We start from the raw sequence: 24628 nt of genomic DNA, 5'->3' as shown, positions 1-24628 counted from the left end.
TCCATCATGGCGCAGCGGCGCGGACCGTCCCGACGGCGGCCTCGATCAGTCCCGGATCGGTCGAGTCGAGCCAGCGGACGCGCGGGTCGCGCCGGAACCAGGACCGCTGGCGGCGGACGAAGCGACGGGTGGCCCGGATCGTCTCGTCGTGCGCCTCGGTCTCGGTCAGCTCACCGGCGAGGAAGCGCAGCACCTGCTGGTACCCGAGCGCCCGGCTGGCCGTACGCCCCTGCGCCAGGCCGTGGCCGACCAACTCGCGGGTCTCGGCGACCAGGCCGTCGGCCCACATCCGGTCCACCCGGAGCGCGATGCGCTCGTCCAGCCGGGCGGTGTCCAGGTCGACGCCGACCTGGAGGGCGGGATAATACGGCGTCGGCTCCGGCAACGCGGCGGTGAAGGGCCGGCCGGTCAGCTCGATCACCTCCAGCGCCCGGACGATCCGCCGGCCGTTGCCGGGCAGGATGCCGGCCGCCGCCGCCGGGTCGACGGCGCGCAGCCGCGCGTACAGCGGTGCCGGGCCGACGGCGGCCAGTTCGCCCTCCAGGCGTTCGCGCAGCGCCGGGTCGGTGCCGGGGAACTCGAACCGCTCCAACACCGCCCGCACGTACAACCCGGAGCCGCCGACCAGCAGCGGTACGCGGCCTCGGGCCAGGATGTCGTCGATCGCCGCGCGGGCCAGCCGCTGGTACTCCGCGACGCTGGCCGGCTCGGTCACCTCCCAGAGGTCCAGCAGGTGGTGCGGCACGCCCTCCCGTTCGGCGACGGTGAGCTTGGCGGTGCCGATGTCCAGGCCCCGGTAGAGCTGCATCGAGTCGGCGTTGACCACCTCGCCGCCGAGCGCGTGCGCCAGCGCGATACTCAACGCCGACTTGCCCGCCGCGGTCGGCCCGACCACCGCGACCACCGTGCCCAGAGAACTCATGCCCGCTCCCAGTTCGCCACCAGGTAGGCCACGCCGTAGGGCGCGCTGTGGTGACGCAGCTCGCCGCGCCAGTCGCCGCCGCTCGCCCGCGCCGCACCGGCGAGCACCTGCCAGGGCGCCCGCCCGGCGGCCTTGAGCTGCGAGGACAGGGCGGGGTCCAGGCCGAGCAGCGCCTCGGCGTCCGCGTCGGCGAGGGATCTTCCGACCGTCTCGTCGTACGCCTCGGCGCGCGGATCGGCGTAACCAGGGGACTTCTCACCCCGGCAGGCCGACCCGTCGCCCATCACCAGCAGCGCCCACGGTCGGTCCGACACGAGACGGGCACCGAGGTCGGCACAGGTCCCGGCCGGCGCGTCGGCGGCGACGGTCGACATCCGCCAGCCCGTACCGGCCGACGCCGCCACCGGCTGCCGGTTCAGTAGCCAGGCGCCGACGAGCAGGCCGAGCGGCAGGCGGTCGCTGCCGGCCCGGTCACCGTCGCCGAGGCGTACCTCCCACGGCAGGCCCCAGGGTGCGAAGCTGCCCCGGAACGGGGGGTCGAGATCGGCGGTGCGGTCGGCGGCACCGATCACCAGCACGTCGCGGGCACCCGAGTCGAGCAACCGGGCGACGGCGGCGTCACACGCGACGCGGAGATCGTCCAGTTCGGGCGCGGCGGCACCGGCCACCTCGGGAACCAACAGCGGCGGATGGGGGCAGACGGCGGCGGCGACCAGTGGCACCCGGCAACCGTATCGGGCGGCCGGTCCGGGACCGTCGCGCACCGGCCGCCCCGGCCTGCCGGCGGGTCCCTCGGCCGTACGCCGTTCGGCGAAAAGCGGCACGCCGGTTCGGACGGTGATGACAGAGGGCTAGGACACCGTATGGTCACGGTCGGCGATAGGCGCTCGACGCGGACCGGGGCGGACCTGTGACAATGCCCGGAGAACTTTGACTGCGCCGTGGCGGGCCCGGGAGGCGACTCCCTGGGCACCGGGAGATCGAGGATGGGCACATGAGCGACTGGACTGCCTTCGGACGGGTGGACGCGGACGGCACCGTCTATGTCAAGACCGCCGAGGGCGAGCGGGTGGTCGGATCCTGGCAGGCAGGGGCACCGGAGGAGGGGTTGGCGCACTTCGCGCGCCGCTTCGCCGACCTGGTGACCGAGGTGGATCTGACCGAGGCGCGGCTCAACTCCGGCGCAGCGGACGCCAACCATTCGCTGAGCACGATCCGGCGCATCCGCGCGTCGCTGGCCGAGGCGCACGTGGTCGGCGACATCGACGCCCTCGCCGCCCGGCTCGACAAGCTCGCCACGGTGGCCGAGGAGAAGGCCGGTGAGGCGCGGGCCGCCAAGGAGGCCGCCCGCACCGAGGCACTGGCGCGCAAGACCACGCTCGTCGAGGAGGCCGAGAAGCTGGCCGCCGAGTCGACCGGTTGGAAGACCGCCGGCGACCGGCTCAAGGAGATCCTCGACGAGTGGAAGACCATCCGGGGGGTCGACAAGAAGACCGACGGCGAGCTGTGGAAGCGGTTCGCCGCCGCCCGGGACGGCTTCACCCGCCGCCGGGGCGCCCACTTCGCCTCCCTGGACTCGCAGCGCAAGCAGGCGCAGACGGTCAAGGAGGAGCTGGTCGCCGAGGCCGAGAAGATCTCCGACTCCACCGACTGGGCGTCCACGGCCAACCAGCTCAAGGAGCTGATGAACCAGTGGAAGGCCGCACCGCGCGCCTCCAAGGAGGCCGAGCAGCGGCTGTGGGAGAGGTTCCGGGCCGCGCAGGACGCCTTCTTCACCCGGCGCAGTGAGGTCTTCTCGGCGCGTGACAACGAACAGCGCGCCAACCTGGAGCGCAAGCAGGCGCTGCTCGCCGAGGCCGAGGCACTCGACGTCGAGGGCGACCCGAAGGGCGCGCAGGCCCGGCTGCGGGACATCCAGGCACAGTGGCACGAGGCCGGCCGGGTCCCCCGGGAGGCGGCGGCCGGGCTGGAGCGCCGACTGCGGACCATCGACGAGAAGGTCCGCGAGGTGATGGACTCGGCCTGGCGCCGGACCACCCGCGAGGACAACCCGCTGCTGGCCCAGATGCGGTCCCAGGTGGCCGAGGCCGAGGAGCGGCTGGCCCGCGCCCAGGCAGCCGGCGACGCCCGACGGATCAAGGAGGCCGAGCAGGCGCTCGCCTCCAAGCGGCAGTTCCTCCAGTTGGCCGAACAGGCCGGCTGAACGCACCTGGCGAAGCCCCGGTCCCCGTGTGGGAGCCGGGGCTTTTCCGTTGCCGGAACTCCTGGTCAGGGCGATGTGAACGTACGACATTTACATCGAGTTGATTCTATGGTTATCTGGGGAAAGCGTTTGCCCTCCGGGGCCAGACACGCCGAGCCACTCCGACCCACTTCGTCCGACGGCAGGCCGCACTCCGCGACCGCCACGGCACCGCTGCCACTGGGCAGGGCAGTCACCGGCGCCGGGGCGTACCCCCTGCCGACCGGATGACGCATCGAGGCCAGCGCCACGGGACGCACCACCGGCACCCGAACGTGGCGGGCCGTATCGCGGACGCGTCCGGGCAGCGACAGTCGGTCCGCGAACACCACGCGTCGTCCGGCCCGTTCCGCGTACCCGAGGATGAGGAGAAATCTCCGTGCTTGCATTCGTCACGCGTCGCCTGACCCGGCGGCTCGCGGCGCTGGCCGCCACGGCGGTCGCGCTGCCCACGGCGCTCGTCGCGGTGACGGCCGCCCCCGCCACGGCGGCGACCGTCGACACCAGTGCGTACTACGTGTTCGTGAACCGCAACAGCGGCAAGGCGATGGACCTGTGGAACTGGTCCACCGCCGACGGCGGCGAGATCCGGCAGTTCACCCGCGCCGACGGCAACAACCAGCAGTTCCAGTTCGTCGACGTGGGCAGCGGCTACTACCAGCTCCGCAACCGGCACTCCGGCAAGGTCGTGAGCATCCCCAACTCGAACGACGGCGTGCAGGTCACCCAGGTCACCGCGAGCAGTGACACCAAGCAGCACTTCCGGCTCGCGGACTCCGCCAACGGCGACGTCCGGTTCGTCAGCCGGCACAGCAACAAGGCCCTCGAAGTGTGGCAGTGGTCCACCGCCGACGGTGGGATCGTCTCGCAGTACGCCGACGTCGACGGCGCCAACCAGCGGTGGCAACTGGTCCGGCTCGGTGGTGGCACCACTCCCCCGCCGAACCCCGGCCCGCAGACCGGACTGGTCGGCTGGGCCACCCAGAACGGCGGCACCAGCGGCGGCGGCAGCGCCGGCACCACCACGGTCACCACCGCCTCGGCGCTGACCAGCGCGCTCGGCTCCAGCAGCGCGGCGGTGATCCGGGTCTCCGGCACCATCAACTGCTCGGGGATGCTGCGGGTCCGGTCCAACAAGACCATCCTCGGCAACGCGGGCGCGACGATCGCCGGTTGTGGCTTCACCATCAACGGTGACCGCAACGTCATCATCCGGAACCTGACGTTCCGGAACTGGGGCGACGACGCGATCAACATCGAGCAGTCGGCCACCAACATCTGGGTCGACCACAACACCTTCAGCAGTGGTTACGACGGCGCGGTCGACATCAAGCGCGGCTCCGACTTCATCACCGTGTCGTGGAACCGGGTGTTCAGCCACGACAAGACGATGCTGCTCGGACACAGCGACGACAACGCCGGCCAGGACGTCGGCAAGCTGCGGGTGTCGTACCACCACAACTGGTTCGACGGCAGCAACCAGCGCAACCCCCGGGTCCGCTTCGGCAACCCGGTGCACGTCTACAACAACTTCTACAGCAACGTACGCGGCTACGGCGTGGCGTCCACGATGAACGCCGGTGTGCTGGTCGAGGGCAACTACTTCGAGAACACCCCCGACCCGTTCCACCGTGGTGAAGGCGACTCCGGCCCCGGTTCACTGGTGGCGCGCAACAACCACTTCGTCAACTCGGGCGGCGGGCAGAGCGGCGGCAGCGTGGCCGGCATCCCGTACGCGTACACCCTGGACACGCCGAGCAACGTCAAGTCGATCGTGACGGGCGGCGCGGGCGCCGGACGGATCTCGGTCTGACCGCGCGGGTCGGTCGGGGCGCGGCACGCCGGGCCCCGACCGGCTCTCAGGTCGCGACGGCGCAGCCGCTGGTCGGCGCGGGCACCACGGTCGGCGCGCCGACCGACGGCAACCCGAGCAACACCCCGGGGGTACGCGGCGCGCGTCCCGCCTCGGCCGCGTCACCGGCCCGGGTCCGCCGGTGCGACACCGGCTCCCCGTCGGCGTTGAGATGGTGCGGGGCGGCGTAGGTGATCGTGGTGTGCACGATGTCGCCCGGCCGGATCGAGCCCGCCTCGACCGTGCCCGTCGCGAAGTGCACCAGGCGGCCGTCGCGGGCCCGGCCCGACATCCGGCCGGTGCGGTCGTCCTTGCGGCCCTCCCCGACGGCGACCAGCACCTCGACGGTCTCGCCGACCAGCTTGCGGTTCTCCGCCCAGGTGATCTCCTCGACGCAGGCGATCAACCGCTCGTACCGTTCCTGCACCACCTGCTTGGGCAGTTGGCCGTCCATCGTCGCGGCGGGCGTGCCGGGGCGTTTCGAGTACTGGAACGTGAAGGCGGAGGAGAACCGCGCCTCGCGGACCACCTCCAGCGTGCGCACGAAGTCCGCCTCGGTCTCGCCGGGGAACCCGACGATGATGTCCGTGGTGATCGCCGCGTCCGGCATCGCGGTGCGGACCTTCTCGATGATCCCCAGGTATCTCTCCGACCGGTACGACCGGCGCATCGCGCGCAGCACCTCGTCGGAGCCGGACTGCAACGGCATGTGCAGCGAGTGGCAGACGTTCGGCGTCTCGGCCATCGCGGCGATCACGTCGTCGGTGAAGTCCTTCGGATGCGGGCTGGTGAACCGGACCCGCTCCAGCCCGTCGATCTCCCCACAGGCGCGCAGCAGCTTGCCGAAGGCGTACCGGTCGCCGAACTCCACGCCGTACGAGTTGACGTTCTGCCCGAGCAGCGTCACCTCCAGCACGCCCTCGTCCACGAGCGCCCGCACCTCGCTGAGGATGTCGCCGGGACGGCGGTCCTTCTCCCGGCCCCGCAACGACGGCACGATGCAGAAGGTGCAGCTGTTGTTGCACCCCACCGAGATCGACACCCACCCCGCGTACGTGGACTCGCGGCGGGTCGGCAGCGTCGACGGGAACACGTCGAGGGCTTCGAGGATCTCCACCTCGGCGGCCGAGTTGTGCCGGGCCCGCTCCAGCAGCACCGGCAGCGAACCGATGTTGTGGGTGCCGAAGACCACGTCGACCCAGGGCGCCTTGCGGACGATGTCGCCGCGGTCCTTCTGCGCCAGGCAGCCGCCGACCGCGATCTGCATCCCGGGGTGCCGGTCCTTGACCGGCCGCAGGTGCCCCAGGTTGCCGTACAGTCGGTTGTCGGCGTTCTCGCGGACCGCGCAGGTGTTGAACACCACCACGTCCGGGGTGTCGTCGGCCTCGCCCGCGCGGATGTATCCCGCCTGTTCGAGCAGGCCGGAAATGCGCTCGGAGTCGTGCACGTTCATCTGGCAGCCGTAGGTGCGCACCTGGTAGGTGCGCGGGCCGCCCGCCGCTGCGGTAGTCATGACGTGCAAAGCGTAGCCGGACCCGTGGAACGGGGCGGAACGAGGAGGAGCCGTGTGCCGAAGCATCAAGACCCTGCGTGAGCCGTACACCCCACAGGTGACCGACGCGGACGTGGAGGCCGCGGCGTTGCAGTACGTCCGGAAGATCTCCGGATTCCGCGCGCCGGCGGCGCACAACGCCGCCGCGTTCGACGCCGCGGTGGCCGCGGTCGCCGCTGCCACCCGCACGCTGCTCGACGAACTCGTGGTCCGCGGCGCCCGCCCGAGCTGACGCGCACCCCCGGTGCCGCTCAGTGCAAGGAAGGGCACCTTGTTAACGCCTGCGGTAGAGGAAGGGACCCTTGTTAACAGCAACCCTCGTCTTGGCGGCTCGCGCCGTTAAGAGGGGGCCCGTGCTCTGCACGAGGCGTTAAGAAGGGGCCCTTCCTTACACCTCAGGCGGCGGCGAGGGCGGGGTTCACCGAGTCCGGGGTCCACCGCGAGCGGTGGCACCGGGACCAGCCCCGACAGCGCGAGTCGGCCTCGGTGCAGAGGCGGCGCTCGCTGAGCACCTCACCGTCGTCGGTCTCCCGCACGTCGAAGTGCACCGGACGGATGCTCCCGTCGGGTGCGACCAGCAGGTGCCGGGTCTCGTCGAGCGTGTCGTCGCGCAGCAGGCAGTTGCGGTCGAGCAGCCGGGCCAGCGCCGCGACGCTGGGCAGCTCGGGCAACCCGTCGGGTACGCCGTAACTGTCCACGATCGTGGCGAACTCCCCCGGCGCCTGCCACACGTCGCAGATCACCGCGTACGTTGGCAACCGGGTCGGGTCGGCCACGGCCAGGGGCATGACCACCCGACCGAGCGCCTCGGCCAGTGCCGGGTAGACCTCCACCGGTCGCACCTGGTCGATTCTCCAGTTCCACAGCTCGGTCATGCCGCCTCCTCGCTGTGCTCGTTCCACCGGCCTCCGGATCGGGCCTTACTGACGATGGTGGGGGGCATTTGCCCCAAGCCGGGGGCAAGTTACCGGTCTGTGACCATTCTGGGCAAAATTTCCCGACGTCACATCGCTCGACGTAGCGGGAAGGTGACAGTTTATCGGGTATGGTCCGCGCTCCCACGCAACGGCTCGCCGGGTCGACGCAGCGCCATCCGGCGTCCGGCGCGGGTCGGTGCGGGCCGATCCAGGGCTCGGCCCGAGACCCGCGCAGGACGACCGTCAGCGCAGGGCGACCGTCAGCGCAGGACGATCCGGTGTTCGCTGCGCGGCCTCAGCTCGCCGATCACCGGGGCGCCCGGCACCTCGCCGGCCACCAGCAGGCCGCCCGAGGTCTGCGCGTCGGCCAGCAGCAGTCGCTCGGCCTCACCGACGGCGCCGAAGTCGGTCCACGGGGTCACCCATTCGAGGTTGCGGCGGGAGCCGCCGCTGACATACCCGTCCCGCACCGCTTCCGAGGCGCCGGCCAGACAGGGCACCCGGGCAGTGTCGATCACCACGGTGAGTTCGCTGGCCCGGGCCAGTTTCGACGCGTGGCCGAGCAGACCGAATCCGGTCACGTCGGTGCCGCAGCGCACGCCGGCCGCGACCGCCGCCCGGGCCGCGTCCCGGTTGAGCGTGGTCATCGCGGCGACCGCCTCGGGGAAGTTCTCCCCGGTGTTCTTGTGCCGGGTGTTGAGCACGCCGACACCGAGCGGTTTGGTGAGCGAGAGCGGTAGTCCGGCACGCCCGCCGTCGAGGGTGATCAGTTCCTCCGGCCGGACCAGGCCGGTGACGGCCAGCCCGTACTTGGGACCGTCGTCGTCCACGCTGTGCCCGCCGGCCAGGTGGCAGCCGGCCTCCCGGGCCACGTCCCGGCCACCGCGCAGCACCTCGCGGGCCAGTTCCAGTGGCAGTACGTCACGGGGCCAGCAGAGCAGGTTGAGCGCCACCAACGGGGTGCCGCCCATCGCGTACACGTCGGAGAGTGCGTTGGCGGCGGCGATCCGGCCCCAGTCGTACGCGTCGTCGACCACCGGGGTGAAGAAGTCGGCGGTGGTCACCACGCCGGTCCGCTCGTCCAGCCGGACCACCGCCGCGTCGTCGCCGTGATCGAGCCCGACCAGCAGGTCGGCCGCGCCGGCGGCGGGACCGAGCCCGGCCACCATCGCCTCCAGCTCGCCGGGTGGGATCTTGCACGCACATCCGCCGCCACGGGCGTACCGCGTCAGCCGCACTGCCTCGGTCATAGCCCCATGATCTCCGTCACTCGGTGTGAGCACCAGCGCTCACCGGCAATTTCGGACTTCAGGTCAGGATCCGGGTCGGTGTTACCGCTCCGTGACCAACTGAGTTGTCTACCGACATGTCGCCCCGCCTACAGTGGCCGCTAACCGAGGGTCATCCGGCCCTCAAAGCAATGAGGGGGACGGTGGACGACGTGACGACGGGCGAACCGCTCATCGTGCTGGACTCGGTCAACAAGTGGTTCGGGCCGTTGCATGTACTGGACGACGTCTCGGTGTCGGTGAACCGGGGTGAGGTGGTCGTGGTCATCGGCCCGTCCGGCTCCGGCAAGTCGACCCTGTGCCGCACGATCAACCGACTTGAGCCGATCAACTCCGGCACCATCACGTTCGACGGCCAGACGCTGCCGGCCGAGGGCAAGGCCCTGGCGAAGCTGCGCAGCGAGGTCGGGATGGTGTTCCAGTCCTTCAACCTCTTCGCGCACAAGACGATCCTCGAGAACGTCACCCTTGGCCCGGTCAAGGTGCGCAAGGAGAAGCCGGCGGCGGCCCGCGAGCGGGGTCTGGCCCTGCTCGACCGGGTGGGCATCGCCAACCAGGCCGACAAGTACCCGGCCCAGCTCTCCGGCGGTCAGCAGCAGCGCGTCGCGATCGCCCGGGCGTTGGCCATGCAGCCCAAGGCGATGCTCTTCGACGAGCCCACCAGCGCACTCGACCCGGAGATGGTCGGCGAGGTGCTGGAGGTGATGACCTCGCTGGCCCGTGACGGCATGACCATGGTCGTGGTGACCCACGAGATGGGCTTCGCCCGGCACGCCGCCAACCGGGTCATCTTCATGGCCGACGGCAAGCTGGTCGAGGAGTCCACCCCGAACGAGTTCTTCGCCAGCCCGAAGACCGACCGGGCCAAGGACTTCCTCTCCAAGATCCTCACTCACTAGTCCGACCGAATACGAGCACGCCGTCCCCCCGGCGGCGGAGCTTTGTCGCAGAAGGAGATGAAAAATGCGTATTAAGCGCATAGCGGCCGTTGCCGCGGCAGCCACCCTCGCCCTCGGCATGACCGCCTGCGGCGGGGACGACGCCGACGACGCCGCCACCGGCGAGACCAAGGACTTCGCCGCCGGCAGCACGATGGAGCGCCTCAACAAGGCCCAGTCCATCAAGATCGGCACCAAGTTCGACCAGCCGCTGTTCGGCCTCAAGGGCCTCGACGGCGACCCGCAGGGCTTCGACGTCGAGGTCGGCAAGGTCATCGCCGCCGAGCTGGGCATCCCGGCGAGCAAGATCGAGTGGGTCGAGACCCCGTCCGCCGTCCGCGAGCAGCGGATCGAGGAGTCGGCGGTCGACCTGGTCATCGCGACCTACACGATCAACGACACCCGCAAGGAGCGGATCGACTTCGCCGGGCCGTACTACATCGCCGGCCAGACGATCCTGGTCCGGGCCGACGAGAACGAGATCACCGGCCCCGACTCGTTCAAGACGACCACCAAGAAGATCTGCTCGGTGCAGGGTTCGACCCCGGCCAAGAACATCGAGCCGTACCTGAGCAACGTCGCCGAGCAGCTCGTCGTCTTCGACGTGTACACCAAGTGCCTCGACGCCCTCAAGGGCGGCCAGGTGGACGCGATCACCACGGACAACGTGATCCTGACCGGCTACATGTCGCAGAACGAGGGCCAGTTCAAGCTCGCCGGTGAGACCTTCACCGAGGAGCCGTACGGCATCGGCCTCAAGAAGGGCGACAACGACTTCCGCACCTTCCTGAACGACACCCTCGAGGCGTCCTTCACCGACGGCCGTTACCTGGAGGCCTGGAAGAACACCGCGGGCAAGGTCGACTCGACCGACCCGAAGATCCCGACCGTCGACCGCTACTGATCCCTTAGCTGAAGGGTGATTTCGTGAACGTCCTCGTCGACAATTTCGACGTCTTTCGCAGTGGATTCTTTGTCACTCTTCAGCTCTGCATCCTGTCGGCCACGGGGGCGTTGATCCTCGGCGTTCTCGTGGCCGTCATGCGGATCTCGCCGGTGCCGCCACTGCGGTGGCTCGGCGGAACGTATGTCACGGTGCTGCGCAACTGTCCACTCACGATTGTCATGTTCTTCGCGGCGTTCGGTCTCCCGGCACTCGGGTCCAACGCCGACTTCCTCCGGATCCCGGGGCTGGACGCGATCTTCCAGCGCATGGGCACCGATCTCCCCTACTTCCGGTTCGCGTTCATCGCGCTGAGCGTCTACACGGCCGCCTTCGTGGCCGAGGCGGTCCGCAGCGGTGTGAACGGTGTGTCGAGCGGCCAGGCCGAGGCGGCTCGGGCCATCGGGCTCACCTTCACGCAGAACCTGCGCTTCGTCGTCCTGCCCCAGGCATGGAAAGGAGCGATCGTGCCGCTCGGCAGCGTGCTGATCGCCATGATCAAGAATTCGGCGCTGGCCGGCTTCTTCGGCGTCGCCGGAGACCTCTCCGCCAGTGGCCAGGCACTCACCAGTGTGGGTGGCCTGCCGATCATCCCCGTCTTCATCGGCATCAGCCTGGGCTACCTGATCCTCACGGTCCCCCTCGGCCTGATGCTGGACCGGATCGAGCGCCGGCAGGCGGTGGCCCGATGAGCAACCAGACGATGTCGGTCCTCTACGACGCCCCCGGTCCGCGCGCCCGTCGGGTCACCATCATCTCCAGCGTGCTCGCCGCCGTCGCGGCCGTCGCCGGTGCCTACTTCCTCGTGTACAAGCCGCTCGACGAGCGTGAGCAGTTCGCGATGGAGAAGTGGGGACCGCTGATCGACCCGAGCAACGAGGTCTTCGGCCAGGTGTGGACCCAGCTCGGCCAGGGCTTCCAGGCCACGCTGATCGCCGCCGCGCTGGCCATCGTCAGCTCGCTGGTCTTCGGCACCCTGCTCGCCATCCTGCGGGTGCAGCTCAAGGCGCTGATGCGCCGTCGCTTCACCACCCTGGCGCCGCCGGTGGCCCTGGCCGTACGCGGGCTGAGCTGGGTGCTCAACGGCGTGACCAAGTTCTTCGTCGAGGTGTTCCGGGGACTGCCGGTCGTCATCACGATCTTCTTCTGCGCCAGCGGCCTGCCGGTGCTCGGCGTGGACCTGGGCAGCATCCTGTGGTACCTGGTGATCGGCCTGACCATCTACAACGGTGTGGTCATCGGTGAGATCCTCCGCTCCGGCATGGAGGGCCTGCCCGGCGGCCAGCGCGAGGCGGCCGACGCGATCGGTCTGACCTCGTTCCAGGCGACCCGGATGATCCTGCTGCCGCAGGCGTTCCGGATCATGCTCCCGGCGCTGATCAGCCAGCTCGTCGTGGTCTTCAAGGACACCTCGCTGGGCTTCATCATCAGCTACGAGGAGGTGCTCCGGAAGAGCAGCTTCGTCATCCAGGTGCTGGACAACCCGATCCAGGTGTACTTCGTCGTCGGCGTCATCTACATCGCCGTCAACTACCTGCTGTCGAAGCTCGCCGAGTACGCCCAGCGCCGCCTCGCCCAGGGCCGTCGGACGATCAAGAACACGCCGAAGGACGACGCGACCCCGAGCCGGGCAGAGCCGGGCCTCGGCCAGGACGTGGCGGTCGCCGGCACGGCCACCTGACCTCGATCAGGAGCACCACACGAACCGGATGGCCGGTCGGAGGCGAGAAGCCACCGACCGGCCATCGGCGTCAGCGGGCGATCTCGGTGACCCGGGACTCGCGTACCACCGTCACCCGGATCTGCCCCGGGTAGGTCAACTCTTCCTCGACCTGCTTGGCCACGTCGCGGGCCAGCACCGCCGCGCCGATGTCGTCGACGTCGTCGGGCTTGACCATCACCCGGATCTCCCGGCCCGCCTGCATGGCGAAGACCTTCTCCACACCCTGCTTGCCGGCCGCGATCTCCTCGATCCGCTCCAGCCGCTTCACGTACGCCTCAAGGCTCTCCCGCCGTGCCCCCGGCCGTCCGCCGGAACAGGCGTCGGAGGCCTGGGTGAGCACGGCCTCGACGGTCTGCGGCGGCACCTCGTTGTGGTGCGCCTCGATGGCGTGCACCACGTCCTCGCTCTCGCCGTACTTGCGGGCCACGTCGGCACCGATGATGGCGTGGCTGCCCTCCACCTCGTGGGTGAGCGCCTTGCCGATGTCGTGCAGGAACGCCGAGCGCTTGATCAACGGCACGTCCAGGCGCAGCTCGGCGGCCATCACCCCGGCGATGTGCGCGGTCTCCACCAGGTGCTTGAGCACGTTCTGCCCGTACGAGGTGCGGTAGCGCAGCCGCCCGAGCAGGGTGATCAGCTCGTCGTGGATCTCGGTGATCCCGACCTCCACGAGGGCGTCCTCGGCGGCCCGCCGGCAGAGCTGGTCGACCTCCTGGCGGGCCAGGTCGTGCACCTCCTCGATCCGGTGCGGGTGGATCCGGCCGTCGAGCACCAGCTTCTCCAGGGTCAACCGGCCCACCTCCCGGCGTACCGGGTCGAAGCAGGAGAGCAGCACCGCCTCGGGGGTGTCGTCGATGATCAGGTTGACGCCGGTGACCGACTCGAAGGCCCGGATGTTACGGCCCTCCCGGCCGATGATCCGGCCCTTCATCTCGTCGCCCGGCAGGTGCAGCACACTGACCACGCTCTCCGCGGTCTGTTCGCTGGCCACCCGCTGGATCGCGTCGACCACGATGTGCCGGGCCCGCTGCTCGGCCGTCGACCGGGCGTCGGACTCGATGTCCCGCACCAGCAGCGCGGCCTCCCGCTTGGCCTGGGTCTCGATCGCCTCGACCAGCTCGGTCCGGGCCGCGTCGGCGGTCAGTCCGGCCACCCGTTCCAGCTCCCGACGCCGCTGGTTCTCCGCCTCGGTCAACTCCGTCTCCCGGACCGCCAGCGCCGCCTCACGAGCCGCCAACGCCGCATTCGCGGCGGTGAGCTGGCGCTCCCGCTCGGCGAGCCGCTCCACCTCCTCGGTGTGCAGCCGCTCCCGCTCGTCCATCCGGGTCGCCCGCCGCTCGACCTCGGCGGCCTGTTCCCGGGTGGTCGCGGCGAGCACCGCCACCTCCCGCTCACCGCTGCGCCGGGCCGCCGTCCGCAACTGTTCGGCGTCCGCCTCGGCCTGCTTGTGCGCCCGTTCCAGTACGGCGTCCGCCTCGGCGCGGGCGTCGTCGAGCACCCGGCGGGCCTCCGCTCGGGCCGACTTCGCCTCCGCCTTGGCCCCCGCCGCCTCGGCGCGCGCGGCGGACGCCGCCGACTTGGCCACGTCGATGGTGCTGTTCACCTCGTCGGCGGCGGTCCGCAACGCCGCCAGCGACTGCTCCCGACGGTCCTTCTCCGCGATGTAGGCGGGATCCTCCGGCGCGGGGCGTGACTGCATGCCGCGCAGCACCCGCAACCCGAGGAAGGCCGCACCGAGCACGACCACGGTCAGCAACAGGACGGCGACCAGGAGCACCACGTCCAGGCCCCTCATCCGGCGGCCCCCCGGGCTGCGTCACCGGTCGCCGCGACGCGGGGCGTCGGCTTCCCCGGCGACCCCGGACTCTGCTCACCGTCGTCGGTGGCCCCCGCCTCGGCGGGTGCGCCCGCTCCCCCGCTCATGCCGGCCACCCGATGGACCCGTACCGCCTCGACATGGCGCGCCTCCCCTGAACGTCGCGCCGCAGCAGCATGCCGGTGGACACGCTCCTACGGCTCTGGACGCCCGACCGGAGCGCCTGGCCGTGGGATGGCTTCCTCCGCCGACGAGGTCACGGGGACCGTCGGCGGGCCGGGTGCAGTTGTCACGCCGATCCGGACCGGCCTGTCCGGTCGACGTATGCAGCCGGCGAAACCGGCCAAAGTGATGCTGTTCTGTTACGAGATCTATGTTGTGCGCTTAGCCTGCGCCGGTCGGGCAATGTGAGCCTTTATGGCGAGGCTAGGACTCCAACGCCCTCCGGTCAAGAAGTCATGATCAAACCACCCGGACGGAGAGAAGTCACCCAGTCACCCTGAGCCACTGAAGAGTCGGACGTGAGCGGACAAACGCCACCGATGTCCGAGCGAACCTCCGGTCAGTCGCCCGGACCGCCCGGACCGCCCGCAGCGTCCCCCTCGGCGTCGATCAAGGCGTCCGCGTCGAGTCGCTCGGCGAACTCGGCCGCCTCGGCGCTCTGCGCCGCCAGGGCGTCCTTCACCGCCCGGATCGCCACGCCCGGGGGGTAACCCTTGCGGGCCAGCATGCCGACCAGTCGCCGGAACACCGCGTCCGGCTCACCTCGGGCCGTCCGCAGCTTGCGCTCCACCAGGGCCCGCGCGGTCTCCGCCTCGGTGGTCTCGTCCAACTCACCGAGCGCCTCACTGGCGGTCTCACCGTCCACGCCGTGCCGGCGCAGCTCGTTGGCGAGCGCCCGGCGGGCCAGCCCACGGCCGGCGTGCCGGCTGCTCACCCAGGCCCGGGCGAACGCGGCGTCGTCGATGATGCCGACCTCGTCGTACCGGTCGAGGACTCCGACGGCGGTCTCCTCGGAGATGCCCCGCCGGGCCAGCGCGGCGGCCAACTCGGCACGGGTGCGCGGACGCACCGCCAACTGCCGCAGGCAGATCTCCCGGGCCATCTCGGCCTCGTCCCGGGGCGGGTTCGTCCGTCGACCGCCCGCCGTTTCCTCGACCGCCGACGCACCGGGGCCCGTCTCGTCGTCGGGCGGACCGGCGGCCGGGTCGAACTCGTCACCGGCGGCGCGGCGACCTCGGCGGGGGCGAGGGGTGCCATCGGCCGCACGGGGCGGACTGGCATCCCAGCCCCGCCCCGTGCGCGCACGTCGTCCAGCCATGAGTCAGATCAGAAGTCGACCGGCGGCAGCTCCGGGCCACCGGCGGCATCGCCCGCACCGGCCCCGACGCCGAGCTTCTCCAGGATCTTCTTCTCGATCTCGGCGGCCACGTCCGGGTTCTCCCGGAGGAACTCGCGGGCCTTCTCCTTGCCCTGGCCGAGCTGGTCACCGTCGTACGTGTACCAGGCGCCGGACTTGCGGATGATCGCCTGCTCGACGCCGACGTCGATCAGCGAACCCTCGCGGGAGATGCCCTTGCCGTACATGATGTCGAACTCGGCCTGCTTGAACGGCGCGGCCACCTTGTTCTTCACGACCTTGACCCGGGTGCGGTTACCGACCACGTCGGTGCCGTCCTTGAGGCTCTCGATGCGGCGCACGTCGAGCCGGACCGAGGCGTAGAACTTCAGCGCCCGACCACCCGTCGTCGTCTCGGGGCTGTTGTGCACCATGACCCCGTCGACGAAGTAGTTGTGGTTGCCCTCCACCTCGATGTCGAACCGGTTCATGGAGCGGGTCTTCGGCTTGACCTGCACGTCGATGACCCGGGCAGGAACCGGAGTGAGCTCCTCCGGAACGAACTGCGGCTCGACGGCGTACCGGCCACGGAACCGCGGCAGTAGCTTCGACTCCATCGCCACCGGCACGTACGGAGCGACCAACTCCTGGAACCTCGCCGACGACTCGGTGGTGAAGATGATCGACGCCGTCTGCCGAGCCCCACGGGAAACCAGTTTCACATCCATGCCGTACGCGTCCCGCAGGTGCGCGACCAGCCGGTCGCGGCTGCCCTCCGCCATCGCCTCGACGCAGATCTCGATCCGGCCGGACCCTCCCGCCGTGCGCGCCTGCGCACCCGTGGACCGGACCGTGAAGCAGCCATCGTCCATGTACCACACCGCGAGGGCGAGCGGCGTCAGCGCCTTGAGATAGTCCCAGCTCAGGTGCTTCTTGCCGTCACCCAGGTAGACGGCCCGCCGCAGCTCGTCCAGCTCCGGCAGCGGAGTGAAGTCGACGAAGGCCGCGCCTCGGGAGTCGGTGCGCCGGGAGTGCCCGATGTTACCGAGCAGCGAGACCTTCCAGTCGAGGTAGTCGACCTGCTGCGCGCCGTGCCCGAGACGGAAACGGACGCCGGAACGGTCCCGGCGGTTCGGCGAGAGTGCGCCGTCGCCCATCAGCGATCCGAGCACCACCTGCCACTGCTGCTCGCTGAGGCGCCGCGCCTCGGCCAGCATCACCCGGTCACCGGCGATCACCTCGCCCGCCTCGCGCCAGCCGCCGGGAGTGCGGATCAGGTGGTTGGCGGTGGCGGCGAACTGCGCCCGCCCGTTGCCGCCGGACTTGGCGACGGTGAACTGGAGGAACTGCTCGGCCGGACCGTTGTTGAACCAGTTGACGATCCGCTTCGGCTCGACCCGGTCGGTCTCCGGGTCGTAGGAGAGGACCTCGACGTCCATCCGCTGGTTGACGATCTTGCCGATCTTCTCCTGGGTGCCGTCGGCCAGGGTGACCCGGGTCGAGTACGACATGCACCCGAACATGACGCCGATCTTCTCGCGGAGCTGGTTGATGAAGATCGCGGTGGTGCCGGTGTTGTTGAGCACACCGGTGATCTTCCGCAGCGCCTGGCTCATCAGCCGGGCCTGCAGACCCACGTGGCTGTCGCCCATCTCGCCCTCGATCTCGGCGCGCGGCACCAGCGCGGCGACCGAGTCGATCACGATGATGTCGATGGCGCCGGAGCGGACCAGCATGTCCACGATCTCCAGCGCCTGCTCACCGGTGTCCGGCTGGGAGACCAGCAGGGCGTCGGTGTCGACGCCGAGGGCCTTGGCGTACTCCGGGTCGAGCGCGTGCTCGGCGTCGATGAACGCGGCGATGCCGCCGGCCCGCTGGGCGTTGGCCACCGCGTGCAGGGCGACCGTGGTCTTACCGCTGCTCTCCGGGCCGTAGACCTCGACGACCCGACCCCGGGGCAGGCCGCCCACGCCGAGCGCGACGTCGAGGGCGATGGAGCCGGTGGTGATCACCGCGGTCTGGATGATCGGCCGCTCCCCGAGCCGCATCACCGAGCCCTTGCCGAACTGTTTATCGATCTGAGCGAGAGCAAGGTCGAGCGCCTTCTCCCGGTCCGGCCCTGCCGCCATCGTTGCCACCCCTGCCTTCGCCGGCGTCTTTCCTGAGCTTCGCGTCACGCGGGACACGCTAGGCGCTGGGTCCGACAGAAAACCAGCCGACGGGCCGTGATCTGTGGACGAGCACCCCGCTGTGGACAATAGCCGAACAGGTGTACGAGTCGGCAAGGGACACGCGGAAGTAACGAATCGGCTGCTCAGCGTAGCCGGGCGGGCACCCGGTCAGGGTAGGCGGCGACCACCGCACGCCACACCACGTGCGTCTGGGCACCGGCCGCGAGCGCCTGCTCGATGGTCCGCCCGTCGAGCTGCGCCAGCACCTGGTCACGGGCGATGCTGGCCGCGTACCCGGGGCCGAACGCCTCCTCCAGCCGCGTCCAGAAGTCGGTCAGCCGCACGTCGATCAGTCCTCCTCGTCCGGTGCGCCCACCGGCACCGGCCGCAACGCTAGCGCCAGCAGGGGGGCGACCGCGACCGCCGCCAGCAGGGTCAGCACGGGATATCCCGACACCTGCACGACAAACCCGCTGATCGCGCCGGCCAGCGCACCGGCCAGCCCCATGAGCAGGTCGGACAGGCCCTGGGCGCTGGGGCGTACCGCGTCCGGCACAGACTCCGACAGCAGCGTGGAGCCGGCCACCATGGTCGCCGACCAGCCGAGCCCGAGCAGCACCAGCCCGACGACCAGCCGGGGGGTGTGGTGGCCGGCAGTGCCGGCGACCGCGCAGGCGGCCAGCAGCGTGCCGACCCCGCCGAGGATCACCGCGCGGCGGCCGAGCCGGTCGGCGAGCCAGCCGACCACCGGGGCGAGCGCGTACATGCCGGCGATGTGCATGCTCAGCACCAGCCCCACCACCGGCAGTACCTCGTCCACCGGGTGGAACTCGCGCAGGTGCACCGGGGTCATCGCCATCACGGCCACCATCACCAGGTGGCCGACGGCCACGGCGGCCACGCCGAGTCGGGCGGCCGGGCGGGCGCGTACCACCGACCAGGCGGCACGCATCCCCGCACCGCGCCGGGCCGACGGCACCGGCACGGGCTCGGCCGTCACCGGGTCGCCGGAGGGCGGCGGCGCGGGGATGGACTGCGCACCGGCCGACACGGTGACATCCCCACCGGGACCGTCGGGGACCGCCGCCGCGAGACGGCGTGCGGTCAGCAGCGGGTCGGGCCGCAACCGCACCAGGAGTACGCCGGCGGCGAGCACGAACGCGACGGCGCTGAACGCGAACGGTCCGGACAGCGCCGGCAGCCCCCACCCACCGGTGACGCGGTCGGCCAGCGCGGCGAAGTTCGGGGCGGCCACCGCGCCGACGGTGGTGGCCCAGACGACCAGCGACAGGTGCCGGGCGCGGCGGGCCGGGGCGGCCAGGTCGACGGCGGCGTAGCGGGCCTGGAGGTTGGCCGCGGACCCGCCGCCGAACAGCAACATGCCGAGGAAGAGCAGCGGGATCCACCCGGTCGCCGCGGCCACCACGATCAGCGTCCCGCCCAGCGCGCCGACGCAGTACGCGACGGCCAGGCCCGGCCGGCGACCGTGCCCGGTGATGATCCGGGTGATCGGTACGGCCAGCAGCGCACCGCCGACCACGGCGGCGCTCTGCGCCAGACCGGCCGCGGCGGTGCCGGCGAGCTCGGCGACGAGCAGCGCCCCGACGGCGAAGCCGATGGTCACCCCGATCCCGCCGAGCACCTGGGTACCGCAGAGCAGGCGCAGGGTACGCCGCTGGAGCGACGCGACGTCGACGGGCGCCGGTGAGGTCACCGGGGACTCGTCGCGGTCGCGTTCGTGCAGATGCGGGCGCATGGCGGCAAGTGTGGCACCGCCGGACGGTCACCGGGTGAGTGCGCGGGCCGCCACCTTCAGGTCGGCGACGAGGCCGTAGTAGGCGACGTCCTGGTTGTCGGCGCGCAGCACCGCCGACGGGTGGATGGTGGCCAGCAGCCGGGCGGCGGGGGCGTCGGCGGTGTGCCCGGCGCTGTCCACCGGGACCCGCTGGAAGTCCTCGGGATGCTGCGCGGCGGCCGGCCAGGGCAGCAGTTCGCCACGCTGGCGGGTGACCCGGAACGTCGGGCCGAGCAGCGCCTTCGCGGCGGTCGCCCCGAGCACCACCACGATCTCCGGGTGCAGGCGGGCGAACTCGGCGACCAGCCAGGGCCGGCAGGCGGTGATGTGCACCCGGTCCGGCGTCTGGTGGATGCGCCGTCTGCCGCGCAGCTCGAAGCGGAAGTGCTTCACCGCGTTCGTGAGATAGATCTGCCGAGGGTCCAGCCCCGCGTCGTCGACCGCCCTGCGCAGCAGCCGACCCGCCGGGCCGACGAAGGGCAGTCCCTTCTGGTCCTCCAGGTCGCCGGGCTGCTCGCCGACGAAGACCACCCGGGCTCCGGCGTCGCCCCGACCGAAGACGGTCTGCGAGGCGTCGCGGTACAGCTCGCAGCCCCGGCAGCCGGCAGCGGCGGCGCGCAGGTCGTCGAGCGTGTCGGCGCGCGGCGGGATGAACCGTTGGGCGCCCGGTGCGGTGTCGGTGTCGGCCATGGCGACTGTTCTACCCGGTGTGGCGCGGGCCACGCGAACAAGGCCGGCAGTTCGGCCGTACGGGCAGGTCACGGGCAGATCGGTCAGGCACTGAACCCGGCGGGTACGGCAGGGCGTGCCGCCCGGGCCAGCGCGTCGGCCAGCGCCGGTAGGTCCTCCTCGTCCAGCGCGCTGACGGTGATCCGCAACGCGGGCGGACCGGCGATGCGGTAGAGCGCGCCCGGGGCGGCCAGCCAGCCGGCGTCCCGCAGCACGGTCGCGGCGAGGGTCTCGTCGGCCACCGGCAGCCACACGTTGATGCCGCTGCGTCCGTGGGCGGGCAGGCCACGGACGGCCAGGGCGGCGATCAACCCGTCGCGCCGCCGTTCGTAGCTGTCGGCGGCCCGCGCGACCGAGGCGGTCACCGCCGGGTCGTGCCAGAGCGAGAGCACCAGGCGTTGCAGCACGGTGGAGACCCAACCGGCGCCGACGCGGGCCCGTCCGGCCACCCGGGCCACCGTGGTCTCGTCCCCGGCCAGCACGGCCAGCCGCAGGTCGGGGCCGAACGGTTTGCTCACCGAGCGGAGGAAGGCCCAACTGGCGGTCGCGCCGGCCAGCGGGTGCAGCGGCACCCGGGCCAGTTCGGCGGCGTGGTCGTCCTCGATCAGCAGCAGGTCGGCGTACTCGGCGAGCAGGGCGCGCAGCGCGGCGGCCCGGTCGGCGGAGACGGCCGCGCCGGTGGGGTTCTGCGCCCGGCTGGTCACCACCAGCGCCCGTGCTCCGGCTGCCAGCGCGGCGGCCACCCCGGCGACCATCGGCCCGTCGTCGTCGACCGGTACGCCGATCGGCCGCATCCCCAACGCGGCGATCAGGTCGAGCAGGCTGGCCCAGCCCGGGTCCTCGACGGCCACCGCGTCACCGGGACGCAGGTGCGCGCCGAGCAGGCGCTCGATGCCGTCCAGCGCGCCGCCGGTGAGAGTCACCTCGGCCGGCGGGATCCCGTCGGCGGCCAGTCGTTCCCGGGCCGCCTCGGCGACCTCCGGCAGCACGCCGACGTCGGGGTAGCCGACCGGCGTACCGGCGGATTCGGCCAGCCGGGCCAGGTGCGGGCCGAGCGGGGGCAGCAGCCGGGTGTCGGGCTGCCCGGCGGAGAGATCGCGCAGCCCGGGGCCGGGAGGTGGGCGCAGGGCGGCGCGGCGGGCGGCCACCGGCGGGCGGGGGCGTACCCGGGTGCCGTGCCGGCCGGCGGTGACGACCAGGCCGCGTCGACGCAGGTCGGCGTAGGCGCGGGAGACGGTGGCCGGGCTGACCGCCAGCTCCACGGCGAGCGTGCGGACCGGCGGTAGCGCATCACCGGGGACGAGGGCGGCGTGGCGGATGCCCGATTCGACGCTGGCCGAGATCTCGGCGGCCGTCGCACCGGTCACCTGATAGCGTGCTGACACAAACAAGAGATTGTACTAGAACAAAGGTGGCAGCATGTACACGCCGACCGCCCGTACCACCGCCAGCCGCTCCCGGGACCGGATGAGCTACGACCGCGACGCCGCGCACGCGGTGCTCGACGAGGCGTACCACTGCGCGCTCGCCTTCACCGTGGACGGTGAGCCCCGCGTCCTGCCCACCCTGCACGTCCGCGTCGGCGACACCCTCTATCTGCACGGCTCCACCGGCAGCCGGCCGCTACTCGCCGCCCGCGGCGACGGCCTGCCGGTGTGCGTGGCGGTCACCCTGCTGGACGGCCTGGTGTATGCCCGGTCGCAGTTCCACCACAGCGCCAACTACCGCTCGGTGATCGCGCACGGCACCGCCCACCTGGTCACCGACACCGATCTGCGGGCCGAGGTCTTCACCGCCCTGGTGGAGAAGACCGGCACCGGCCGTGCGGCGGAGAGCCGCCCGCCGAGCCGACGGGAACTGGCCGAGACCGCCCTGATGGCGCTGCCGCTGCGCGAGGTCTCCGTCCGCACGCGCACCGGCGGCGTCCGCGACGAACCCGCCGACCTGGCGCTGCCCCACTGGGCCGGGGTGGTGCCGCTGCGGCTGACCGCCGGGCCGCCGCAACCCGACGCCGGGGTCACCGCGCCGGTGCCGGCGTACCTGCGACCGGCCGCCACACCGTGGCACCAGGCGACCGAACTGCACGGCACGCACGTCCGGCTGGAACCGCTGGACCTGTCGCACACCGACGAGATATACGCGGCCACCACCGACCCGGAGGTCTGGCGGCACCTGGGCGTCCCCCAGCCGGCCGACCCCGAGGCGCTGCGCGACGAGATCGCCACGGCGCTGGCCGCCCAGCACCGTGGCGAGCGGGTCGCCTGGGCACAACGGTGTGCGGTGACCGGGGCCGTCGTCGGCTCCACCTCGTACTACGAGATCGACGAGGACCGGCGGTCGCTGGCCATCGGCTACACCTACCTCGGGCGACCCTGGTGGCGTACCGGAATCAACACCGAGGCCAAGCTGCTGCTGCTCGGCCGCGCCTTCGACGACCTCGGCGCGATCCGGGTGGTCTGGCACACCGACATCCGCAACGAACGCTCGCAGCAGGCCATCGCACGGCTCGGCACCACCCGGGAAGGCGTGCTGCGCAGACACCGGCAGCGGCCGGACGGCTCGTGGCGGGACACCGTGCAGTACTCGATGACCGCCGACGAGTGGCCGAACGCACAGGTCAGGCTGCGGGAAAGGCTTCTCTCGGGAGCCGGCGCGGCCGGATGATGTCGGGCGTGCTGGGGATCACCGACATCTGGACGTACGTGCTGGGCACCGTCGCCATCATCATGCTGCCCGGACCGAACTCGCTCTTCGTCCTCTCCACCGCCGCCCGGCGCGGGGTGGGCACCGGGTACCGGGCCGCCGGCGGGGTGCTCGTCGGCGACGCGGTGCTCATGGTCCTCTCCGCCGCCGGAGTGGCCTCGCTGCTCAAGGCGTACCCGCCGGTCTTCCTCGTGATCAAGTACGCGGGTGCCGCGTACCTGGGCTATGTGGGGGTGACCATGCTGCGTGGCGCCTGGCGGCGCTGGCGCGACCGCAACGACCCGGACACGCCTCGGCTGATCGACGCCGCGAAGCCGGCGGAGATGCGCAGCCCGTTCCGCAAGGCCATGATGATCAGCCTGCTCAACCCGAAGGCGATCCTCTTCTTCATCTCGTTCTTCATCCAGTTCGTCGACCCGACGTATGCCTGGCCGGCACTGTCCTTCCTGCTGCTCGGGCTGATCGCACAGGTGACCAGCCTGCTCTACCTGACCGCGTTGATTTTCGCGGGCACGTTCCTGGCCGCCCAGTTCAGGCAACGCCGCCGACTGTCGGCCGGGGCGACCAGCGCCGTGGGCGCGCTGTTCCTCGGCTTCGGTCTCAAGCTCGCGCAGGGTTGAGGGCAGGGCTGCGGCTCGTGTGTGTTGTTGTGTTGTTGTAAGGAGGGGTCCCCTGCTAACGCCTGAGGTATAGCAGGGGATCCCTCCTCACACCGACGGCCGCGAGGTGCCGCAAACACGGGAACGTGCGCGGGATACTGCGGCGGGTGTCAGGTGCCGTCGCCTCCACCGCCGCCACCGACACCCCCGCCGCCGGCCGTGCCGCCCAGGCCGAAGCCGGGGGCGATCGGCCGGTCGGGCGGGCGGCTGACGTGAGCGGACTCGCTGATGGTGGCCGACCAGTCGGCCTGCGCCGCCGCTGCCGCGTGCCGGTTGATCGTCTCGCGCAGCCAGCCGTCCACGACGGAGATCCAGTCGCGCTGATCGGCGCCGACGTGCCAGATCCGGAACCGGCTGATGCTGGTGTGGGTGATCCCGGCCAGTGCCAGCCGGCGGTCGCACCAGAGGATCACCTCGAGACCGGCGGAGTTGGCCACGAAGATCACCTCAAGCTCGGTGATCGGCCCGGCATAGAGCGGCCCCACCCAGAAACCCCACCGCTGGTGCAGCGGCAGGGTCTGCTCCACCCCGGGCAGCCGCCCGTCGACCAGCCCCGACTGGCGCACGCTGAACCCGAGCGTGTCCAGCGCCGCCAGGACGTGCTGCTGGGTGGGCAGCGGGTGAACGAAGACCGGCACCATGGCGCCCTGGTCCAGCGCCGGGTCGATCGCCACCTCGGTACGCAGACCCATCCGCAGGCTGAGCAGCGGCACCCCGCCGTACGTGGTCACCGGCGTCTCCCACGGCAGCGGGAACTCGAACGGGATCGACCGCGCCCGACCGGCCCTCAGCACCAACGCGTCGGCCACCTGCGCCTGGTGGAACTGCACCAGCCGTCGAGGTGCCTCCGGGTCGTCCGGCTCGACCGAGCTGACCAGGCCGAGCCGGACATGGAGGACCGGCACGTCGACCGCACCGGCGATCAGGTTCACCCGCCCCGGCAGGCGCAGACCGGGACGGGTGCTCGGATTGGCCAACGCGGTCTGCACCGTCAGGCCCGTACCGCCCGACTCCGGTGAGATCCCCGTCAGCCGCATC

21 protein-coding genes and 3 pseudogenes are annotated in these 24628 nt (G+C 71.4%); 9 read left to right on the top strand and 15 right to left on the bottom strand.

Annotation, left to right across the window (positions count from 1 at the left end):
* Nucleotides 1-4 precede the first annotated feature (4 nt).
* Together miaA and HUT12_RS08655 are read right to left on the bottom strand one after the other, a co-directional pair.
* Nucleotides 5-922: a tRNA (adenosine(37)-N6)-dimethylallyltransferase MiaA gene (miaA, locus tag HUT12_RS08660; protein WP_176093044.1), complete on the bottom strand. Its 918-nt coding sequence runs from the start codon at nucleotides 920-922 to the stop codon at nucleotides 5-7.
* Entirely contained in the window at nucleotides 919-1644 is a 726-nt protein-coding gene (locus HUT12_RS08655) for a class III extradiol dioxygenase subunit B-like domain-containing protein (RefSeq protein ID WP_176093043.1), read from the bottom strand. The genes miaA and HUT12_RS08655 overlap by 4 nt, the downstream gene beginning before the upstream one ends.
* 272 nt (nucleotides 1645-1916) lie before the next feature.
* Here HUT12_RS08655 and HUT12_RS08650 point away from each other — a divergent pair, with 272 nt between their 5' ends.
* Nucleotides 1917-3125, top strand: coding sequence for a DUF349 domain-containing protein (locus HUT12_RS08650; RefSeq protein WP_131056901.1), 1209 nt, complete (start codon nucleotides 1917-1919; stop codon nucleotides 3123-3125).
* A gap of 418 nt (nucleotides 3126-3543) precedes the next feature.
* Entirely contained in the window at nucleotides 3544-4977 is a 1434-nt protein-coding gene (locus tag HUT12_RS08645) for an RICIN domain-containing protein (protein ID WP_176093042.1), read from the top strand.
* A gap of 46 nt (nucleotides 4978-5023) precedes the next feature.
* Here HUT12_RS08645 and miaB read toward each other — a convergent pair whose 3' ends face one another.
* Nucleotides 5024-6529, bottom strand: a complete 1506-nt coding sequence (miaB, locus tag HUT12_RS08640) for a tRNA (N6-isopentenyl adenosine(37)-C2)-methylthiotransferase MiaB (RefSeq protein WP_131053777.1) — start codon at nucleotides 6527-6529, stop codon at nucleotides 5024-5026.
* A gap of 52 nt (nucleotides 6530-6581) precedes the next feature.
* On the opposite strand from miaB, the gene HUT12_RS08635 reads away from it, so the two are divergent.
* Nucleotides 6582-6800, top strand: a complete 219-nt coding sequence (locus tag HUT12_RS08635; protein ID WP_117226614.1) for a DUF2277 family protein — start codon at nucleotides 6582-6584, stop codon at nucleotides 6798-6800.
* 163 nt (nucleotides 6801-6963) lie between these two features.
* Here the strand turns inward: HUT12_RS08635 and HUT12_RS08630 are convergent, their stop codons facing one another.
* On the bottom strand, nucleotides 6964-7443 hold the full coding sequence (locus HUT12_RS08630; protein ID WP_131053778.1) for a hypothetical protein: 480 nt from the start codon (nucleotides 7441-7443) through the stop codon (nucleotides 6964-6966).
* 302 nt (nucleotides 7444-7745) lie between these two features.
* A complete protein-coding gene (gene selD / locus HUT12_RS08625; protein WP_176093041.1) occupies nucleotides 7746-8735 on the bottom strand; it encodes a selenide, water dikinase SelD in 990 nt (329 codons plus the stop codon).
* Between the two features lie 182 nt (nucleotides 8736-8917).
* Between selD and HUT12_RS08620 the strand changes: the two genes are divergently transcribed.
* From HUT12_RS08620 to HUT12_RS08605, 4 genes are all read left to right on the top strand, one after another.
* Nucleotides 8918-9673, top strand: a complete 756-nt coding sequence (locus HUT12_RS08620; protein WP_131053780.1) for an amino acid ABC transporter ATP-binding protein — start codon at nucleotides 8918-8920, stop codon at nucleotides 9671-9673.
* A gap of 64 nt (nucleotides 9674-9737) precedes the next feature.
* The gene (locus HUT12_RS08615) at nucleotides 9738-10616 is read left to right on the top strand and encodes a glutamate ABC transporter substrate-binding protein (protein WP_131053781.1); all 879 of its coding nucleotides are present in this window, start codon (nucleotides 9738-9740) and stop codon (nucleotides 10614-10616) included.
* A 23-nt stretch (nucleotides 10617-10639) separates the two neighbouring features.
* Nucleotides 10640-11347: an amino acid ABC transporter permease gene (locus tag HUT12_RS08610; RefSeq protein ID WP_131053782.1), complete on the top strand. Its 708-nt coding sequence runs from the start codon at nucleotides 10640-10642 to the stop codon at nucleotides 11345-11347.
* Entirely contained in the window at nucleotides 11344-12336 is a 993-nt protein-coding gene (locus tag HUT12_RS08605; protein WP_176093040.1) for an amino acid ABC transporter permease, read from the top strand. The genes HUT12_RS08610 and HUT12_RS08605 overlap by 4 nt, the downstream gene beginning before the upstream one ends.
* Before the next feature lie 70 nt (nucleotides 12337-12406).
* Here the strand turns inward: HUT12_RS08605 and rny are convergent, their stop codons facing one another.
* The 9 genes and pseudogenes from rny to HUT12_RS08570 all read right to left on the bottom strand — a co-directional run bounded on the left by rny (nucleotide 12407) and on the right by HUT12_RS08570 (nucleotide 21613).
* Complete coding sequence (rny, locus tag HUT12_RS08600; protein WP_131053784.1) at nucleotides 12407-14173, bottom strand: ribonuclease Y; 1767 nt, start codon at nucleotides 14171-14173, stop codon at nucleotides 12407-12409.
* A gap of 583 nt (nucleotides 14174-14756) precedes the next feature.
* Entirely contained in the window at nucleotides 14757-15515 is a 759-nt protein-coding gene (locus tag HUT12_RS08595) for a regulatory protein RecX (RefSeq protein ID WP_131053785.1), read from the bottom strand.
* 8 nt (nucleotides 15516-15523) lie between these two features.
* A pseudogene (locus tag HUT12_RS33150) lies at nucleotides 15524-15955 on the bottom strand (DNA recombination/repair protein RecA); the annotation flags it as partial.
* Nucleotides 15956-17044 (bottom strand): annotated as a pseudogene (locus HUT12_RS33145) (recombinase RecA); the annotation flags it as partial.
* A gap of 3 nt (nucleotides 17045-17047) precedes the next feature.
* A pseudogene (recA, locus tag HUT12_RS33140) lies at nucleotides 17048-17662 on the bottom strand (recombinase RecA); the annotation flags it as partial.
* A gap of 185 nt (nucleotides 17663-17847) precedes the next feature.
* A complete protein-coding gene (locus tag HUT12_RS08585) occupies nucleotides 17848-18048 on the bottom strand; it encodes a DUF3046 domain-containing protein (RefSeq protein WP_131053787.1) in 201 nt (66 codons plus the stop codon).
* 5 nt (nucleotides 18049-18053) lie between these two features.
* Entirely contained in the window at nucleotides 18054-19460 is a 1407-nt protein-coding gene (locus tag HUT12_RS08580) for an MFS transporter (RefSeq protein WP_176093038.1), read from the bottom strand.
* Between the two features lie 27 nt (nucleotides 19461-19487).
* Nucleotides 19488-20189: a UdgX family uracil-DNA binding protein gene (locus HUT12_RS08575; RefSeq protein WP_176093037.1), complete on the bottom strand. Its 702-nt coding sequence runs from the start codon at nucleotides 20187-20189 to the stop codon at nucleotides 19488-19490.
* Between the two features lie 83 nt (nucleotides 20190-20272).
* Complete coding sequence (locus tag HUT12_RS08570; protein WP_176093036.1) at nucleotides 20273-21613, bottom strand: aminotransferase class I/II-fold pyridoxal phosphate-dependent enzyme; 1341 nt, start codon at nucleotides 21611-21613, stop codon at nucleotides 20273-20275.
* A gap of 34 nt (nucleotides 21614-21647) precedes the next feature.
* On the opposite strand from HUT12_RS08570, the gene HUT12_RS08565 reads away from it, so the two are divergent.
* Both HUT12_RS08565 and leuE read left to right on the top strand, forming a co-directional pair.
* Nucleotides 21648-22892: a bifunctional pyridoxamine 5'-phosphate oxidase family protein/GNAT family N-acetyltransferase gene (locus HUT12_RS08565; RefSeq protein WP_176093035.1), complete on the top strand. Its 1245-nt coding sequence runs from the start codon at nucleotides 21648-21650 to the stop codon at nucleotides 22890-22892.
* Nucleotides 22889-23551, top strand: a complete 663-nt coding sequence (leuE, locus tag HUT12_RS08560) for a leucine efflux protein LeuE (protein WP_176093034.1) — start codon at nucleotides 22889-22891, stop codon at nucleotides 23549-23551. The genes HUT12_RS08565 and leuE overlap by 4 nt, the downstream gene beginning before the upstream one ends.
* Before the next feature lie 149 nt (nucleotides 23552-23700).
* Here the strand turns inward: leuE and HUT12_RS08555 are convergent, their stop codons facing one another.
* The gene (locus HUT12_RS08555) at nucleotides 23701-24627 is read right to left on the bottom strand and encodes a sporulation protein (RefSeq protein ID WP_176093033.1); all 927 of its coding nucleotides are present in this window, start codon (nucleotides 24625-24627) and stop codon (nucleotides 23701-23703) included.
* Nucleotide 24628: the final 1 nt, after the last annotated feature.

Source organism: Verrucosispora sp. NA02020, from assembly GCF_013364215.1.
Taxonomy (GTDB): domain Bacteria; phylum Actinomycetota; class Actinomycetes; order Mycobacteriales; family Micromonosporaceae; genus Micromonospora.
The sequence above is the reverse complement of the archived record's forward strand: the minus strand, read 5'-3'. Positions and strand labels throughout refer to the sequence as shown.